The 17,378-nt window shown below is 66.5% G+C and carries 11 protein-coding genes and 2 tRNA genes; 11 read left to right on the top strand and 2 right to left on the bottom strand.

Translation table 11 applies throughout. The annotated features are described in order from the left end of the window. Positions 1 to 495 precede the first annotated feature (495 nt). The 11 genes from HXX10_RS12195 (at position 496) to HXX10_RS12245 (ending at position 14,761) form a co-directional block, all read left to right on the top strand. Positions 496 to 2,046 (top strand): NAD(P)H-hydrate dehydratase, encoded by a 1,551-nt coding sequence (locus HXX10_RS12195; RefSeq protein ID WP_296522516.1) that lies wholly within the window; start codon positions 496 to 498, stop codon positions 2,044 to 2,046. A gap of 227 nt (positions 2,047 to 2,273) precedes the next feature. Next, positions 2,274 to 3,548, top strand: coding sequence for an ATP-binding protein (locus HXX10_RS12200; RefSeq protein ID WP_296522517.1), 1,275 nt, complete (start codon positions 2,274 to 2,276; stop codon positions 3,546 to 3,548). Further along, positions 3,545 to 3,937: a response regulator gene (locus tag HXX10_RS12205; protein ID WP_296522518.1), complete on the top strand. Its 393-nt coding sequence runs from the start codon at positions 3,545 to 3,547 to the stop codon at positions 3,935 to 3,937. The genes HXX10_RS12200 and HXX10_RS12205 overlap by 4 nt, the downstream gene beginning before the upstream one ends. 165 nt (positions 3,938 to 4,102) lie before the next feature. Beyond that, a tRNA-Leu gene (locus HXX10_RS12210) sits at positions 4,103 to 4,187 on the top strand. Positions 4,188 to 4,269: 82 nt separating this feature from the next. Beyond that, positions 4,270 to 5,625: a trigger factor gene (gene tig / locus HXX10_RS12215; RefSeq protein WP_296522520.1), complete on the top strand. Its 1,356-nt coding sequence runs from the start codon at positions 4,270 to 4,272 to the stop codon at positions 5,623 to 5,625. Positions 5,626 to 6,043: 418 nt separating this feature from the next. Then, positions 6,044 to 6,673 carry an ATP-dependent Clp endopeptidase proteolytic subunit ClpP gene (gene clpP / locus HXX10_RS12220; RefSeq protein WP_296522521.1) on the top strand — a complete coding sequence of 210 codons (630 nt, stop codon included), beginning with the start codon at positions 6,044 to 6,046 and terminating at the stop codon, positions 6,671 to 6,673. 543 nt (positions 6,674 to 7,216) lie between these two features. After that, a complete protein-coding gene (gene clpX / locus HXX10_RS12225) occupies positions 7,217 to 8,485 on the top strand; it encodes an ATP-dependent Clp protease ATP-binding subunit ClpX (RefSeq protein WP_296522522.1) in 1,269 nt (422 codons plus the stop codon). Between the two features lie 328 nt (positions 8,486 to 8,813). After that, positions 8,814 to 11,246 (top strand): endopeptidase La, encoded by a 2,433-nt coding sequence (gene lon, locus HXX10_RS12230; RefSeq protein WP_296522523.1) that lies wholly within the window; start codon positions 8,814 to 8,816, stop codon positions 11,244 to 11,246. 484 nt (positions 11,247 to 11,730) lie between these two features. Continuing rightward, positions 11,731 to 13,479, top strand: coding sequence for an outer membrane beta-barrel protein (locus tag HXX10_RS12235; protein ID WP_296522579.1), 1,749 nt, complete (start codon positions 11,731 to 11,733; stop codon positions 13,477 to 13,479). A 157-nt stretch (positions 13,480 to 13,636) separates the two neighbouring features. Further along, positions 13,637 to 14,539 carry an outer membrane protein gene (locus HXX10_RS12240; protein ID WP_296522524.1) on the top strand — a complete coding sequence of 301 codons (903 nt, stop codon included), beginning with the start codon at positions 13,637 to 13,639 and terminating at the stop codon, positions 14,537 to 14,539. A 146-nt stretch (positions 14,540 to 14,685) separates the two neighbouring features. Beyond that, positions 14,686 to 14,761, top strand: a tRNA-Val gene (locus tag HXX10_RS12245). Positions 14,762 to 14,941: 180 nt separating this feature from the next. Here the strand turns inward: HXX10_RS12245 and HXX10_RS12250 are convergent. Continuing rightward, positions 14,942 to 15,493, bottom strand: a complete 552-nt coding sequence (locus HXX10_RS12250) for a hypothetical protein (RefSeq protein WP_296522525.1) — start codon at positions 15,491 to 15,493, stop codon at positions 14,942 to 14,944. Positions 15,494 to 16,237: 744 nt separating this feature from the next. Next, positions 16,238 to 17,131: an alpha/beta fold hydrolase gene (locus HXX10_RS12255; protein ID WP_367141969.1), complete on the bottom strand. Its 894-nt coding sequence runs from the start codon at positions 17,129 to 17,131 to the stop codon at positions 16,238 to 16,240. Positions 17,132 to 17,378: the final 247 nt, after the last annotated feature.

The following is a 17,378-nucleotide window of genomic DNA, read 5'->3' on the forward strand; positions in this document are numbered from 1 at the left end:
GCCCCGGCGCGAGTGTCAAACCGGCCGCAACGGCCAGCCCGCAGAGCAGGATGGCCGGCAAAGCCGCTGCGGCCGATGGGACCTTGCCGAAATGCAAAGACCCAGCCTCGACCGACGCCGATGTCTGCACCAGCCTCCCGCCGGGACCGGCGCAGCCCCCGGCGGCGGGCGATCGAGGCGAAAACGTCCACTGCGACCGCGCCGCTGCCATGTGTCATGTCCCGGGGGAGGAACTGGTTCGTCGTTACCCGTTGTTGTTGTCGAAGGTAACCGGTCCGGGTTAGCCGCAGCAATCGCGCCGGGTGGGCGATCCCGGGTTTGGGCCGGAATTCCAGGGATCTGTGGCCGCAACGCAACTATTCCTCGCATCATGGCAGGCTGCGGCATTTAAGTCGTTCGGGGGCGCGACGTCGGCCGATTTCGTCACCGGTCATGACGAAGTGGCTTATGCCGGTCTATGGTGGTTCACCGATCCCCCGTCATCGTGTGCCGGTCATGCCCCCCGTCCGCAACGAGCTCCTCACCACGGCCGAGATGGGCGAGTGCGACCGCCTGACGATCGCGGCCGGCACGCCCGGCATCGTCCTGATGGAGAACGCGGGCCGGGCGGTCGCCGACGCGGTGGCGCGGCGCGATCCGCCGGGCAGCCGGGTGGTCGTGGTGGCGGGTCCCGGCAACAATGGCGGCGACGGCTTTGTCGCGGCGCGCCTTTTGGCTGAGCGGCGATACCGGGTCGAGCTGCTGCTGGTCGGCGCCGTCGAGGCCTTGAAGGGCGACGCCGCCGAGGCGGCGCGGCGCTGGACCGGGCCGACTTTCCCGGCGGCGCTGGAGCGGCTCGATGGTGCGCATGTCGTCGTCGACGCCCTGTTCGGGGCCGGGCTTGCCCGCCCGGTCGACGGCCTCGCGAAGCAGATGATCGAGGCCGTGAATGCGGCCGGGGCACGCGGCGCCACCGTGGTCGCGGTGGATCTGCCAAGCGGCATAAACGGAACCACGGGCGCCGTGATGGGCGCCGCCGTCGAGGCCGCCGAGAGCGTCACGTTCTTTCGCGCAAAACCGGGGCACTGGCTGCTGCCGGGCCGGCTGCATTGCGGGCGGCTGACGGTCGCCGACATCGGGATTCCCGCCTCGGTGCTGGAGACGGTGCGGCCGGGTTGCGTCCGGGTCGGCCCGGCGATGGTGCGCGGCATTGTGCCGGTGCCGAGCCTCGCCGGCCACAAATACAGCCGCGGCCATGCCGTGGTGGTGTCGGGATCGGCCAGCACCACCGGGGCGGCGCGGCTCTCCGCACGGGCGGCGCTGCGGGCCGGGGCGGGGCTGGTCACGCTGGCGTCGCCCTCCGACGCGCTCGCCGTCAATGTCGCCGCCAACCTCGCCGTGATGGTGCGGGTCGTCGACGGGGCGGCGGCGCTCGCGGCCTTTCTGGAGGATCGCCGGTTCAACGCCGTGGCGCTCGGACCCGGGCTCGGCGTCGGCCCTGCGACTCGCGACCTGGTCGCCGCGGCGCTCGCTGGGCAGCGCAGCGTGGTGCTCGACGCCGATGCGCTGACCAGCTTTGCAGCCGCTCCCGAGGAATTGTTCGCTGCGGTGCGGGGGCGTGGCGGGGCGGCCACGATCCTGACCCCGCACGAGGGTGAGTTCTCGAGGCTTTTCGGTCACTTGGACGAGGTTCGTGAGGGGGCTTCCAAACTCGAAAAAGCAAGGGCTGCGGCGCGTCGTGCGGGTGCCGTGGTCCTGTTGAAAGGGGCCGACACCGCGATCGCGGACCTTGACGGGCGGGCTGCGATCAACGCCAATGCCCCGGCCCATCTCGCGACTGCGGGAGCCGGCGACGTTCTCACCGGGATCGTCACCGGCCTGTGCGCCCAGGGGGCGGGCGCCTTCGAGGCTGCCGCGGCGGCCACCTGGCTCCACGGAAAAGCGGCCTGCGAGGTCGGACCGGGGTTGATCTCAGAGGATCTTTCCGAAGTCATGCCGAGTGTTTATGCGCGTTTGTTCGATCCGCTCGCGGCCCTCGAGGCGGCCGGCGTGAAGGGTGTCCGATGAGTGTCGCGCAGGCGCCAGGCGCCGGTGCCGGGATCGTCCGGCGCTGTGAAACCGTTCTCGGTCTGGAGCAGAAATCGGTGTCTATACCGACCTTTGGCTCAACCTTGCCATAATTTGTAGGTGGATTCCGGCGCACGAGGAGTGGGGACCCTCGTGACCGGGCTACATCCGAATGTCGTCGGGGGCGGCGATCCTTCGGGGGATATCTTGGTTTCGGGAGGCGGTGGATGGCCATTCTGCAAAATCTGTTGGAGACGGGAGATGCGATCCCGCACGGCGCCTGCATGGGGTGGCGGCCCGAGCTGATCTCGCTTCACGTCGTTTCCGACGCGATCATCGCGGTGTCCTACCTGTCGATTCCCATTGTCCTTGCGGTCTTCGTCTCGCGCCGGCCCGACCTGGTGTTCGGCTGGGTCGCCTGGGCGTTCGCGATCTTCCTGGTCGCCTGCGGCGCCTCGCATCTTCTCGACATCTGGACCGTCTGGTATCCGCATTTCGGCGCCGAAGGCGTCGTCAAGGCGCTCACCGCCGTGACCTCGCTGGCCACCGCCATCGTCTTGTGGCCGCTGCTGCCGAAAGCCCTGAGGCTGCCGTCCGCCGGCGAGCTTCGCCGTGCCGTCGAGGCGCTGCGCATCCAGATCCGCGAGCGCGACATCGCCCTGAAAGCCCTCGAATGCGAGCGCGAGGAGCGCCGCCGCGCCGAGGACATGCTGCGCCAGGCGCAGAAGATGGAGGCGATCGGCCAGCTCACCGCCGGCATCGCCCACGACTTCAACAACCTCATGACCGCCGTGATCGGCAATCTCGAGCGCGCCCGCCGGCTGCTGCCGCAGGACGGCTCGCGCCAGCTCGCCCGGGCGATCCGCGGCGCGGCCCTCGGCGCCGAGCGCGCCGGGGTGCTGACCCACCGCCTTCTCGCCTTCGGCTGCCGCCAGCCGCTTGCGCCCAACGTCATGAACGTCAATGATGTGCTCGAGCATCTCGCCGATACCCTGCGGCGGACCCTCGGAGGCAACATCCGGGTGGTCAGCAACCTGATGTTCGATCTCTGGCCTACAAGGGTCGATGCCGACGCGCTGGAAAGCGCGATCCTCAATCTCGCCGTCAATGCGCGCGACGCCATGCCGGAGGGAGGGAACCTGGTCATGACCACCCGTAATGTCGCGGCCGGCGATGGCCTGGTGGCGGAGCTTGGGCTGGCCGAAGGGGACTACATCGAGATCGCCGTCGCCGACACCGGTGTCGGCATGGCCGAGGAGGTCGCGAGCCGGGCGTTCGAGCCCTTCTTCACCACCAAGCCGGTGGGTGAGGGCTCCGGTCTCGGGCTCAGCCAGGCCTACGGTTTCGCCGTCCAGTCGGACGGCACCGCCGTCCTCGACAGCAGCCAGGGGCAGGGCACCACCGTCAAGCTCTACCTGCCCCGGGCCCAGATCGCCGCCGCGCCCGCCTATGCGCGCAGCTTCACGTCCGGACTGCTCACGAACGCCCCGGCGTATCCATGAGTCAGCAACCTGCCGTCGGCGGCGTCACGGTCCTCATCGTCGAGGACGAGCCGCTTGTCCTGGACATGATTTCCCAGGAGCTCACCGACCAGGGTTTCGCCGTGCTGGAGGCCGACACGGCCGAGGCGGCGCTGTCGATCATCCAGAGCGGCCAGGCGGTCGACGTGCTGTTCACCGACATCCGCCTGCCCGGCGAGATGGACGGCTGGCGCCTCGCCGCCACGGTGCGCGAGTCGAAGCCCTCGCTGCCCGTCATCTACGCCACCGGCTACACGGTCGAGCGCGCCTCGCAGGTGCCCGGCAGCGTGTTTCTCAAGAAGCCCTACCGACCCTCGGCGATCGCCGAGACGATTCGCACCCTGATGGGCGGCAACGGCACCGCCAACTGAACCGCCGACCGACCGTCCCGCCGGGCCGCCCGGCGGGGTCCGAAACGGCTGTCGCGGCTGCCCCGTTGGCCGAACCGGCCTCCTTGCCTATTTTTTGTGATGCGCCGGCAAGGGAGCATGTTATAAGCCCGCCCGCTCGGAGGATGGCTGGCCGAGCGGCCCCTGGCGGGCGTGGCGGAACTGGTAGACGCGCTGGATTTAGGTTCCAGTGACGAAAGTCGTGGGGGTTCAAGTCCCTCCGCCCGCACCACGCCGGGGCTCGCTGCCGCCGACCGACCGGGAGACCGCGCTAGGCGCGCGACCGCCCCATTTGTTCACCACATGAGACTGACATGGATGTGACCCAAACCACGGCCGACGGGCTGAAGCGCGAATTCCGGGTGGTCGTCCCGGCCACCGATCTGGCGACCCGGCTGAACGACAGGCTGGCGCGCCTGAAGGATCAGGTCCGGCTGAACGGCTTCCGCCCCGGCAAGGTGCCGGTCGCGCATCTCCGGAAGCTCTACGGGCGGGCCGTGATGGCCGAGGCGATCGAGGAGCTGGTCCGCGAGACCAACGCCAAGATCGTCTCCGACAACGGGTTCAAGCTCGCCATGGACCCGCAGGTGAAGATGTCGGAGGACAAGGCCGAGCTGGAGGGCGTCGTCGAAGGCAACGCCGACCTCTCCTACACGGTCGCCCTCGAGGTGGTGCCGGCGATCGAGCTCGCCGACTTCCAGGGGATCGTGCTGGAGCGTCTGGTCGCCGAGGTCGGGGACGACGAGGTCAAGGAGGCCACAAAGCGCCTGGCCGACCAGAACCGCCCCTTCGCCGCCAAGGCCGAGGACGCCGCCGCCGAGACCGGCGACCGGGTGGTCGTCGCCTTCACGGGCCGGATCGACGGCGAGGTCTTCGAGGGCGGCACCGGCGAGGACATTCCGCTGATGCTCGGCTCGGGCCAGTTCATCCCGGGCTTCGAGGAGCAACTCGTCGGCATCAAGGCCGGTGAGACCCGAACCGTCACGGTGACGTTCCCGGCCGGCTACATGGCCGAGAAGCTCGCCGGCAAGACGGCCGAGTTCGAGGTCACGGCGAAGACCGTCGAGGCCCCGGGCGAGCTGGCGCTCGACGACGACTTCGCCAAGAAGCTCGGCCTCGAGTCGCTCGCCAAGCTCGAGGAGGCGATCCGCGAGCGCCTGAAGGCCGACTACGCCGGCCAGAGCCGCCAGCGGGTCAAGCGCCAGCTCCTCGACAAGCTCGACGAACTGCACAAGTTCGAGCCGCCCCCGACCCTGGTCGAGGAGGAGTTCACCTCGGTGTGGGAGACGGTCCTGTCCGATCTCAAGCAGCAGGGCCGCAGCTTCGCCGACGAGGGCACCGACGAGGAGAAGGCCAAGGCGGAGTATCGCGGCATCGCCGACCGGCGCGTTCGGCTCGGCCTGGTGCTGGCCGAGATCGGCGACAAGAACGGCATCAAGGTCACGGACGAGGAGATCTCCCGCTCCATCATCGAGCGCGCCCGCCAGTACCCGGGCCGCGAGCAGGAGGTGTGGGACTTCTACCGCAAGACGCCGGCGGCGCTCGCCTCGGTGCGCGCGCCGATCTTCGAGGAGAAGGTCGTCGACTACATCCTCGAGCTCGCCACCGTGACGGAGCGGCCTGTCGGCAAGGACGAGCTGTTCAAGGACGACGAGCCGGCTGCGGCGTGAACCGGGCCGGACCGGGCGGCGCTCGCGCGCTGTCCCGGCCGGCGCAGCGGCCTGCGTGCCTTCCCGGCCGTGCCAGAGGGCGTCCGCCGCGGGCGCCGCCCGCGGCTCCGGCAGAAGATCGAAGAGTCTCGTTTCTTCCGTTGGATGGTCGCCTGGGCAACCCGCTGCGCCGCCGCGGGGCGCGGCTGCGGCCATGCGTCACGGCGGTGTGCGGCGGCAAGTCGATAGACCTACGGCGGTGAGTCGCTGCCCTGGCCGGGCGGGTGCCGTGTCCTGAACGCAAGGCCGCCGACGGATGTCTTGTCGCCGGCGCATCAACGTATATCTGTGACCAGTGCGCCGCACCCGGCGCACGGTCTCTCGGGCGGGCCGAAGGCACCGGCATGCGTCGGCCCGGATCACTGACAAGGTTGAGCACATGCGCGATCCCGCCGACACCTACATGAACTATCTCGTGCCCATGGTGGTCGAGCAGACCAATCGTGGCGAGCGCGCCTACGACATCTATTCGCGCCTCCTGAAGGAGCGGATCATCTTCGTCACCGGCGTGGTCGAGGACGGGATGTCGACCCTGATCGTCGCGCAGCTTCTCTTCCTGGAGGCCGAGAACCCCAAGAAAGAGATCGCCATGTACATCAACTCGCCGGGCGGCGTGGTGACGTCGGGCCTGGCGATCTACGACACCATGCAGTTCATCCGCCCCGCGGTGTCGACACTGTGCACCGGCCAGGCCGCCTCGATGGGCTCGCTGCTGCTGACGGCCGGCCGCAAGGGCATGCGCTTCGCCCTGCCGAACGCCCGTATCATGGTTCACCAGCCGTCCGGCGGCTTCCAGGGCCAGGCTTCGGACATCATGATTCACGCGCAGGAGATCCTGAACCTGCGCAAGCGCCTCAACGAGATCTACGTCAAGCACACGGGCCAGCCGATCAAGCGGATCGAGGAGGCGCTGGAGCGTGACCAGTTCTTCACGGCAGAGGGCGCCAAGGAGTTCGGGCTGATCGACAGCGTGATCGAGCGGCGGCCGGAGGAGCCGGAGAAGCTCTGATACGGCCAGGGCGCGTTCAGCGAGGGTGGACTCCGGGTTTGCGCCCGAACGTGCTCCAGACGTTTATGGACAGAGCGTTTTCGTCACGCGAACCGGGTCGGGCTTCGCTCGAGGACGCTCCGACGACATCGAAGCCGAACGCGACCGCAGCCCCGGCTGCGGCAACGCCGTCCGGTCTGGGCGGCCTCTCGTCTTCGCTGCATTGCAGCATGGCCGGGGTGGCGCCCGCACCGCGTGCTTCGATTTCGCCACGATTGGGCTTCACGGTCGTGACCGTGGGCCATTGAGAACTGGAATACGTCTTGCATGGATGTTGCGTGAGCGACGGAACAATGGCTCGGGCGGCCGGCTTCGTATCGTTAATGAAATCTTGATTGTCCGGGCAGTAGCGTGTTTCGTTAGGTTTACGGGCAGAACGTGCCATCGATCCACTGGCGGAAGGTGACAAGTTTGCTACGTTTCAGGCACGACGGGTCCTCATCGTTACACTCGCATGCGACCGCGCCGACCGCGCGGGGGCAGCGGACCTGTGGAGAGTGAAGAATGAGCAAGGTTGGCGGGAGCGACTCCAAAAATACGCTGTACTGCTCGTTCTGCGGCAAGAGCCAGCATGAAGTTCGCAAGCTGATCGCAGGACCGACGGTCTTCATCTGCGACGAGTGCGTCGAGCTGTGCATGGACATCATCCGCGAGGAGAACAAGTCCTCGCTGGTGAAGTCGCGTGACGGCATCCCGACCCCGCGCGAGATTCGCAAGGTCCTCGACGACTACGTGATCGGCCAGGACCATGCCAAGAAGGTGCTGTCGGTCGCCGTCCACAACCACTACAAGCGGCTCAACCACCAGACCAAGCACCAGGACGTCGAGCTCGCGAAGTCGAACATCCTGCTGATCGGTCCGACCGGCTCCGGCAAGACGCTGCTGGCGCAGACGCTCGCCCGTATCCTCGACGTGCCGTTCACGATGGCGGATGCGACGACGCTGACCGAGGCCGGCTATGTCGGCGAGGACGTCGAGAACATCATCCTCAAGCTGCTGCAGGCCGCCGACTACAATGTCGAGCGGGCGCAGCGCGGCATCGTCTATATCGACGAGATCGACAAGATCAGCCGCAAGTCCGACAACCCGTCGATCACCCGCGACGTGTCGGGCGAGGGCGTCCAGCAGGCGCTCCTGAAGATCATGGAAGGCACCGTCGCCTCGGTGCCGCCGCAGGGCGGGCGCAAGCATCCGCAGCAGGAGTTCCTGCAGGTCGACACCACCAACATCCTGTTCGTGTGCGGCGGCGCCTTCGCCGGCCTCGAGAAGATCATCTCGTCGCGCGGCCGCTCGACCTCGATCGGCTTCGCCGCCCGGGTGCTGGCGCCCGAGGACCGCAAGGCGGGCGAGATCTTCCGCGAGGTGGAGCCCGAGGATCTGCTGAAATACGGCCTGATCCCCGAGTTCGTCGGCCGCCTGCCGGTGGTCGCCACCCTCGAGGATCTCGACGAGCCGTCCCTCAAGCGCATCCTGCTCGAGCCGAAGAACGCGCTGGTCAAGCAGTACCAGCGGCTGTTCGAGATGGAGAACATCGACCTCACGCTCGCCGAGGAGGCGCTCGGCGCGATCGCCCGCAAGGCGATCGAACGCAAGACCGGCGCGCGCGGCCTGCGCTCGATCATGGAGAGCATCCTGCTCGACACCATGTTCGACCTGCCGAGCCTCGAAGGCGTCGAGGAGGTGGTGATCTCCCGCGAGGTGGTGGAAGGCACCGCCCGTCCGCTCTACATCTATGCGGACCGCGCCGCCGGGGATGCCGGCGCCAGTGCATGAGGGTTTTGCGCGTCAGCGTCTGACGAGCACCGAGCGCCGGCGTGCGGGGAATGCGCCGGCGAGGACGTCAGCCGCTGATTCGTGCGGCTGTTTCGGGGGTGAGGGCCGCTTCCTTGACACGCCCCCGACGGGTCGCCACCTAAGTACGGCGGACGTCCAAAGAGTCGAGTGAGGCGTTCGAGCCGATGTCCGGGCAGGGTCTCGTCCCCGCCGCGGCGCGCAGGCCAGTCTGACGTTTCTGCGCTCCCTTCCCGGTCCACGACACTCTGCCGCGATGCCGCTCGTCGGGTCGAGGCGGAGGGGTTTTCAGAACAACAAGGATCGGACCATGACCACACCTGCCAAGCCGCGCGTGCCGCCCCAGCCCGGGGAAGTCCGGGCCTATCCGGTTCTGCCGCTGCGCGACATCGTGGTGTTCCCGCATATGATCGTGCCGCTCTTCGTGGGGCGCGAGAAATCGATCCGTGCCCTCGAGGAGGTGATGCGGTCCGATTCGTTCATCCTGCTCGCGACCCAGAAGAACGCCTCCGACGACGACCCGGCCGCCGACGCCATCTACGAGGTGGGGACGCTGGCCAGCGTGTTGCAGCTCCTCAAGCTGCCGGACGGCACCGTCAAGGTGCTGGTCGAGGGCACCGAGCGCGCCCATGTGGTGCGCTACACCGAGCGCAGCGACTACTACGAGGCCGAGGCCGACGCGCTCGCCGATTCGATCGGCGAGAAGGTCGAGGCGGAGGCGCTGGCCCGCTCGGTCGTCACCGAGTTCGAAGGCTATGTGAAGCTCAACAAGAAGGTGTCGCCCGAGGTGGTCGGCGTCGTCCAGCAGATCGACGACTACGCCAAGCTCGCCGACACCGTGGCCTCGCACCTGGCCGTGAAGATCCCCGACAAGCAGCTCATCCTCGAGACCACCATCGTCACCGAGCGCCTGGAGAAGGTGCTCAGCCTGATGGAGAGCGAGATCTCCGTCCTGCAGGTGGAAAAGCGCATCCGCACCCGCGTCAAGCGGCAGATGGAGAAGACCCAGCGCGAGTACTACCTCAACGAGCAGATGAAGGCGATCCAGAAGGAGCTGGGCGACGAGGACGGCCGCGACGAGCTGCAGGAGCTCGAGGACAAGATCAAGAAGACCAAGCTCTCGAAGGAGGCGCGGGAGAAGGCGCAGCACGAGCTCAAGAAGCTGCGCCAGATGTCGCCGATGTCCGCCGAGGCGACGGTCGTGCGCAACTATCTCGACTGGCTCCTGTCGATCCCGTGGAACAAGAAGACCAAGGTCAGGAAGGATCTGGCGCTGGCGCAGGAGACCCTCGACACCGACCACTTCGGTCTCGAGAAGGTCAAGGAGCGCATCGTCGAGTACCTGGCCGTGCAGAGCCGCGCCAACAAGCTGACCGGCCCGATCCTCTGCCTGGTCGGTCCGCCCGGCGTCGGCAAGACCTCGCTCGGCAAGTCGATCGCCAAGGCGACCGGCCGCGAGTTCGTGCGCGTGTCGCTCGGCGGCGTGCGTGACGAGGCGGAGATCCGCGGTCACCGGCGCACCTACATCGGCTCGATGCCCGGCAAGATCATCCAGTCGATGCGCAAGGCCAAGAGCTCGAACCCGCTGTTCCTCCTCGACGAGGTGGACAAGATGGGCTCGGACTTCCGCGGGGATCCGTCGTCGGCGCTGCTCGAGGTGCTCGACCCCGAGCAGAACCACACCTTCAACGACCACTACCTGGAGGTCGACTACGATCTCTCCAACGTGATGTTCATCACCACGGCGAACACGCTGAACATTCCGGCGCCGCTGATGGACCGCATGGAGATCATCCGGATCGCCGGCTACACGGAGGACGAGAAGGTCCAGATCGCCCGTCGGCATCTGATCCCGAACGCCATCTCCAAGCACGGCCTCGACGCCAAGGAATGGTCGATCGACGACGACGCGCTGCTGCTGATGATTCGCCGCTACACCCGCGAGGCGGGCGTGCGTAATCTCGAGCGCGAGCTCTCGACGCTGGCCCGCAAAGCCGTCAAGGAGCTGATGACCTCGAAGAAGAAGTCGGTCGAGGTCACCACGGCGACGCTCGGCGACTATCTCGGCGTGCCGAAGTATCGCTACGGCGAGATCGAGGAGGAGGATCAGGTCGGCGTCGTCACCGGGCTCGCCTGGACGGACGCCGGCGGCGAGCTCTTGACCATCGAGGGCCTGATGATGCCCGGCCGCGGCAAGATGACCGTGACGGGCAATCTGCGGGACGTGATGAAGGAGTCGATCTCGGCGGCGGCATCCTATGTCCGCTCGCGGGCCATCGCCTTCGGCATCGAGCCGCCGTGGTTCGACAAGCGCGACATCCATGTGCACGTGCCGGAGGGGGCGACCCCGAAGGACGGGCCGTCGGCGGGCGTCGCCATGGTGACGGCCATCATCTCGGTGATGACCGGCATCCCGGTGCGCCGCGACGTGGCGATGACGGGCGAGATCACGCTGCGCGGCCGCGTGCTGCCGATCGGCGGTCTCAAGGAGAAGCTCCTGGCGGCGCTGCGGGGCGGCATCAAGACGGTGCTGATCCCGGAGGAGAACGCCAAGGATCTGGTCGACATCTCCGAGAACGTGAAGAGCGGGCTCGAGATCGTTCCGGTCACCCGGATGGACGAGGTCCTGGCCCGGGCGCTCACCCGCATGCCGGAGCCGATCGAGTGGGACGACAAGGCCCATCCGGCCCCGGCGGCCGACACGACCGCCGAAGAGGAAGCCTCCGCCCTCACGGCGCACTGACGCCGGACGGGTTTTGCAGACGACTGAAAGCGGCGCCGCGAGGCGCCGTTTTCGTTTTGGACCGTTTTCGTTTTGGACGATGCATTCTTCGACATCGGCAACGCGGCTGCCTTGATCCACGCCACCTCGCTCGCCCTCATGGTGAGGTGCGAGCGAAGCCAGCCTCGAACCATGCGGCCACCGAGCTGGCCAGGCACCGTGGGGCCCGCCCCCCCCTTCGAGACGCGCCGGAGCCTGCCCTCGGGCCGCGCGGAGCGCGGACCCGGGGGCGCTCCTCAGGACGAGGGCGGAGAGACGCCGCCCGGCTTGCTGGCTACGGTGTGTCGCCCGCGCCACAACCCGCCACGACTCGCGCTGCGCCCTAGGGTTGCACAATCTATGCCCTGGACATGCAACCCAAGATCGCAATCATGGCGCGGGGGCCGATGCTGTGCGTGTCGAGGGCATCATGTGGCGGTCGCGTTGGAGTAGCCTCGCGTTGAGTATGACGTTGGCGGGTTTCGCGCAGGCCGCCGACCTGCCGCCACTCCCTCTGCCGCCGCTGCCGCCGCTGATCGAGCAGCCGGGCTCGGCCTGGAACTGGACGGGCCTCTATGTCGGCGCCCACACCGGCATGGCGCTCGGGCTGAACACGATCGCCGACCCGCTCGGCCCGTCGATTTTCGGCGACACGGTTCGCAGCCCGGGCTTCTTCGGTGGCCTGCAGGTCGGGCGGAACTGGCAGCCGGTCGGCTCCCGCGTCGTGCTCGGCGTCGAGGTCGAGACCAGCCTCGCCGATCTCGACGGCACCAACACCTGCTACGCCGTTTCCGGCGCCTTCACGTCGTTCAACTGCCGGGCCCGCACCGACGTGCTCGGCACCGCCACGGCCCGGGCCGGCCTGACCCTCGGCGAGTTCGGCCGCAGCCTCGCCTATGTGAAAGGCGGCTTTGCCTGGAGCCACACCGAGTTCGAGACGCTTTTGAACGACAACCTGTTCGGCCGTGGGGCGACGGCCCGGACCAGCGCCTTCGGGCTCGGCTGGACGGGCGGGGCCGGGGCCGAATACGCGCTCTCGGCGCACTGGACCGTCAAGGCCGAGTACGACTATCGCGACCTCGGCACGGTTGCCATGGCGGCGCCGCGCCGCGCCCCGGTGACGATCCCGGATATCGGGCCGCCCTCCGGCGTGCTGGTCACGGTGCCGGGCACCGAGGTGGCGCAGCGCCTGCACACCTTCAAGCTGGGCGTGAATTACAAATACGGGCCCGACACGGCGCCGTTTCAGGACGGCATGACGCTGCCGTTCGCCAGCCTGCTGTCGCGCGCCTCCCGCCGGGTGCCGAAGCCGGCCTTCGTCTCCGACTGGAGTTTTGAAGGCGGCGGCCGCGTCTGGGTGAGTTCCGGACGCTTCCAGAAGGACATCGCCGGCGGCAATCTCGGCTACCAGAATCCGACCGTGAACGTCTCCCGGCTGACCTGGGACAACCTCGCCGGCACGACCGGCGAGGTTTTTGGCCGCCTCGACACGCCCTGGACCGTCTTCGTCAAAGGCTTCGTCGGCGGCGGCACGCTCACGGGCGGCAAGATCAACGACGAGGACTGGGGCGTCCCGTTCGGCGGCGCCGGAGTGAACACCGCCTACACCAATACGCAGGGCGATGCCTCCGGCCGGCTGAGCTACGCCACCATCGACGCCGGCTATGACTTCTTCCGCGGCGCCTCCTACAAGGTCGGCGGCTTCGTCGGCTACAACGTTTTTCGCGAGGACAAGAGCTCCTACTCCTGCACCCAGATCGCGCTGCCGGCCTCCGGCATCTGCAGCCCGCCCTTCACCGGCTTCGTCCTCGGCGAGAACGACCGCTGGCGTTCGTTGCGGGTCGGCACAGCCGCCGAGATCGTGCTGATGCCGGGCCTGACGCTCACGGCCGACGTGGCGTACCTGCCCTGGGTGAAATTCGACGGGCAGGACTTTCATCCGCAGCGCCCCTTCGTCGCCGACGAGTGGGGGCAGGGGATCGGCGCCCAGGCGGAGCTGTTCGTGACCTGGTATGTCACGCCCCAAATCAGCGTCGGGGCCGGCGGCCGCTGGTGGGCGATGTGGACGAAAAGCGGCTCGGCCTGCCGCGAGCCGCCGAACGGCGACTGCCCGGCGCCGCTGCAGGACATGCAGTTCAAGACCGAACGTTTCGGCGCCTTGTTCCAGGCCGCGTATCGCTGGGACGCGCCGGCGGCCGTCGTGGCGCGGGATTGACCCGCGCCGGCGCAGTGGGGCTACACGGAGCGCGGGAGGTCTGTCGTATTTTCACCCGATGTGTTGCAAGGAATCACTATCTGGTTGTCCCGTCGTAAATACACTACTGCGCAAGACTCGAGATCGGGGGGCGACGATGACCAGGACAGTTCTTGCAATGCTGGCGGCCGTTGCCGCGAGTGCGGTGATGCCGGCCGCGTACGCGGCGGACATGGCGCTGAAGGCCCAGCCCATGGTGCCGGTGGTGGATCCGTGGAATTGGACCGGCTTTTATGTCGGCGGCAACGTCGGCTACAGTTGGGGGCGCGCCAAGTCGGACTACACCGACGTCACGACGACCTCGGTTCGGACGCGCGATTATCGCGGCTTCACCACGCCACAACCGACCTTGCTGAGCGACACCACGGTGGTGGGCGCGACGACGACGATATTCGGCGACGCGAGCACGAACGTGAACGGGGCGCTCGGCGGACTGCAGGCCGGTTACAACTTCCAATCCGGGCGGTTCGTCTTCGGTCTGGAAACCGACTTCCAATGGACCGGCCAGCGCGGCGACACGACGGTCTGCGCGATCGGCTGCGTCACCGGGTCGGCGTTCACGACGGTCGACCACAAGCTCGCCTGGTTCGGGACGGGCCGCGGGCGCGTCGGCGTGACGGTGGATCGGTATCTGGTCTACGCCACCGGCGGTCTCGCCTATGGCCGCATCAATTCCGACTACGCGGCCGGCTTCATCGGCGGCGCGGCGGCGCTGCTGTCGACGGACCGCACGCGGGTGGGGTGGACGGCCGGCGCCGGCGTCGAGGCGTTCCTGACCCGGAACTGGACCGTCAAGCTCGAGTATCTCTATGTCGATCTCGGCGACTATGGCGACCAGGTCGGCGGCGCCTCGGCAACCTCCACGGTGATCCTGCAGAACACGCCGCAGACGGCGTTGACGCGGGTGATCGATACGACGTCGACCCGCAACACGGCGATCAGCACCGGGTTCACCGACAACATCCTGCGGGTCGGCATCAACTACAAGTTCGACCCGACCCCGGTCGTCGCCCGCTATTGAGTCGCGCAGGACCGACGGGCCTTGAAACCGCCGAACGGCCTCGCGGCTCGCCCGCGAGGCCGTTCGCGTCGGAGCACTGGCCTTCGCCGGGGTGGTGGCGCGGTGGCTTGCCTCAGGTCCGCCTCCGGCGCTAAGGGAAGAGGCAGGGGCGGTTAGCTCAGTTGGTAGAGCGGCACGTTTACACCGTGTAGGTCGGCGGTTCGAGCCCGTCACCGCCCACCAACCGGCCTTATGTCTTTGATGTCGTAGGGATTCCGGGCTCCCGCACCGCGCCTCGCGGGACGGCCTCCTCGCCGCGGCTTGTCCTCGGGGTCGAGCGTCCGGGCGTAGGGCAGAATAGCGAAGCGTATTCCGCCATTTTTCGCCAACCGGCGGATGATGGCGCCTCGCGCCTGATTCGCCCTACGGGCTAACTATCTTATCAGGCAGACGCGCGTCTCTGGTAATGAGGCCTTCTTCTCTCAAAAGCTGTTCCCAATAACCAAACGCCTCAATGAACAGCCGAACAGCATCCCACTTTTTTTCTCCGTCGTAGATTGAGAGTTGAAGTACCAAGTCGCCGACCTTGACATGTCCGGCAGGCTCTATAGCAGGCAACCATTCCGCAAGCGCTTTTACATCAGGATCGCTTTTCCGCTTCCGCATATGTTTCGAAGCATTTGCAATCTCACGGCAAATGTGGATCTCTCGACTGTCCTTGCAAACAGCGTTCTGGAAGCGCTCAAGACCTTTATCGCGGCCGCTCATAGTCCACTCATTGAACTCGAACTTGAAACGCTTTCTCAATAGCGCCCGAGTCTCTTGCCGTGATTCCCAAAGCCAGTCAGTGATGTGCCACGCCGTAACCGCCGTGTTGAACGCGATGAATAGTGGCTCTGGAAAGCCCTCTGACTTCGTCCAAACGGACTGCGAGTTCATCAGCTTATCAATCTCGAAGGAAAGCTTCGAGACCATGTGCTGAGGCTCGTTTAGGCCGAACACATTAGGGATGTCGCTCGGTTTAGGCGCTTCGACCATCGGGAGGCCTATAAAAAGGCTCCGGCTTGCGCCAGGGCCTCTAAACTGGTGTGGGGTGGCGGACTAGGAGTCCGCCATTGCGGCATCTTTCGGCTTTTGGGTTCGAACTTCCTCCAAAACGCCCTGTCACTGACGTGGCTTGCTCACCCTTTCAGGCCCCACAGCGCCGCGAGCATCCCCAAGCCGATTTCGACGAGTGCCACCATGTGAACCTCCAGTGAAAGGCTGATTGACCAGTCAATGTGAAGCCCGACGGTGAGCCACCACGCCACAACGGCGACGAGATGGAAGTTGGTCGAACCTACTGCCGAACCAAATTCTTCACCAGTTTAGGGAGTGCTCAGCCCGGCTTCAAGCCGGAGTAGGTAGGAAGGCGTGCACAGGCGCGGGACGGACCGAAAAATCCTGTTCCACCTCAAAGTGCCAGAAACTCCCGCACCCTGCGCCAACCCCTTGCCCGTCCTGAAAATTCCACCACGTCACCGCCCACCAATGGATCCTAAATCATTGAAGTCGTGTCTTTTTCGCTTCCCGCACCGTGCGGGTCCAGCAGGAACTCGTAGTCCGGGTCGAGCGCCAGCGAAACCCGCGGCATTCCCCGTTACAACCGCGGATTTCGCTTGCGCTCTATCCGGGCAACGCTTGCTTTGCCCATGAGGTTGCGATCAAAGATCGCGGGTTTCATGGCCGCGCACTGTTTCCACCCTTCTGCAGCATGGGTGGCGGCTGGGTCGCTTTCACGGTCTCATCGGTGCCGAGGAACGTCAGCACGATGCGCGCGAACCCCGTCGGGGTCTCGTACATCAACTCGTGCGTCGCGTTCTTGAACTGAACCAGCCACGCGCCCGCGATCGCCGCCGCCAGCACTTTCGAGCTTTCGGGGTACACGACCGTGTCCGCAGTGCCGACCACGAACATCACCGGGTTGGTGACGGCAGCGATGCGATCCATCGGCGTCTTCCAGTGTGTCGTCGCCTCGACTTGGCGGGCGACGATCGGATCCGGGATCGTCTTGCCCTTCAGCGCCGCCGCGACATTGCTGCCATCGGTGGTGGTCGCGTGGACGATCGCCTTGTCGAACCGCTGCGGATAGGTGAGCAACAGCTCCTGCGTCATGGTGCTGCCCATGGAATAGCCGAGCACATGCGTCTTCTCGACATCGAGGGCGTCGAGCAGACCGATGACGTCGTCGGCGAACAGTCTGTAGGTGAACGTCGTGGCGTTGGCGCTCGTGTGCCCCATGCCGCGGTTGTCGGGCATGATGAGTTGGTATTTTTTCGCCAGCGCGGCGACGATTTGCGGTTGCCAGTGCTCGATGGTGCCGCCCAGCCCCATGATCATCACCAGCGGCGGACCCGAACCGACCAGCTTGTAGCCGATGTCGATGCCGTTGGCGTGGACCTGACGGATGGCATGCCCCTGGCTGTCGCGAGCGATGATCTTGCCCGCCGGACGCACCTGCTGGGCCATGGCGCTGCCGACGCACAGTATCAGCGCGACGGCAAACGCTGAAATGCGCCATGCAATTCTTGTCATCGATCCCCCTCGTTTATTGGCGGCGAACCGAATCAGCACTCCGCCTTACGCCGCGAGCCTCGAATCGGGATAATGACCACGCCAGTACGTAAGAACCCTTCCGCTCAAAAACGCCGGAAAACGGTGCGGGATGGACAGAAAAATCTTGTTCCGCCTCAAAGCGCCAGAATCTCCCGCACCTTGCGCCAACTCCTTGCGCTACGGAGGAATTCGACTTCGTCACCGCCCACCATGCGGCGCCTGTCTGTCCCTATCCATTTGGATGACAATGTTTTTGGGGACGCGC

Source organism: Rhodoplanes sp., from assembly GCF_013377085.1.
Taxonomy (GTDB): Bacteria; Pseudomonadota; Alphaproteobacteria; order Rhizobiales; family Xanthobacteraceae; genus Rhodoplanes.

Coding starts and splice junctions, on each gene's coding strand:
- HXX10_RS12195 (WP_296522516.1), top strand. CDS start 496: ATGCCCCCCGTCCGCAACGAGCTCCTCACCACGGCCGAGATGGGCGAG.
- HXX10_RS12200 (WP_296522517.1), top strand. CDS start 2,274: ATGGCCATTCTGCAAAATCTGTTGGAGACGGGAGATGCGATCCCGCAC.
- HXX10_RS12205 (WP_296522518.1), top strand. CDS start 3,545: ATGAGTCAGCAACCTGCCGTCGGCGGCGTCACGGTCCTCATCGTCGAG.
- tig (WP_296522520.1), top strand. CDS start 4,270: ATGGATGTGACCCAAACCACGGCCGACGGGCTGAAGCGCGAATTCCGG.
- clpP (WP_296522521.1), top strand. CDS start 6,044: ATGCGCGATCCCGCCGACACCTACATGAACTATCTCGTGCCCATGGTG.
- clpX (WP_296522522.1), top strand. CDS start 7,217: ATGAGCAAGGTTGGCGGGAGCGACTCCAAAAATACGCTGTACTGCTCG.
- lon (WP_296522523.1), top strand. CDS start 8,814: ATGACCACACCTGCCAAGCCGCGCGTGCCGCCCCAGCCCGGGGAAGTC.
- HXX10_RS12235 (WP_296522579.1), top strand. CDS start 11,731: ATGACGTTGGCGGGTTTCGCGCAGGCCGCCGACCTGCCGCCACTCCCT.
- HXX10_RS12240 (WP_296522524.1), top strand. CDS start 13,637: ATGCTGGCGGCCGTTGCCGCGAGTGCGGTGATGCCGGCCGCGTACGCG.
- HXX10_RS12250 (WP_296522525.1), bottom strand. CDS start 15,493: ATGGTCTCGAAGCTTTCCTTCGAGATTGATAAGCTGATGAACTCGCAG.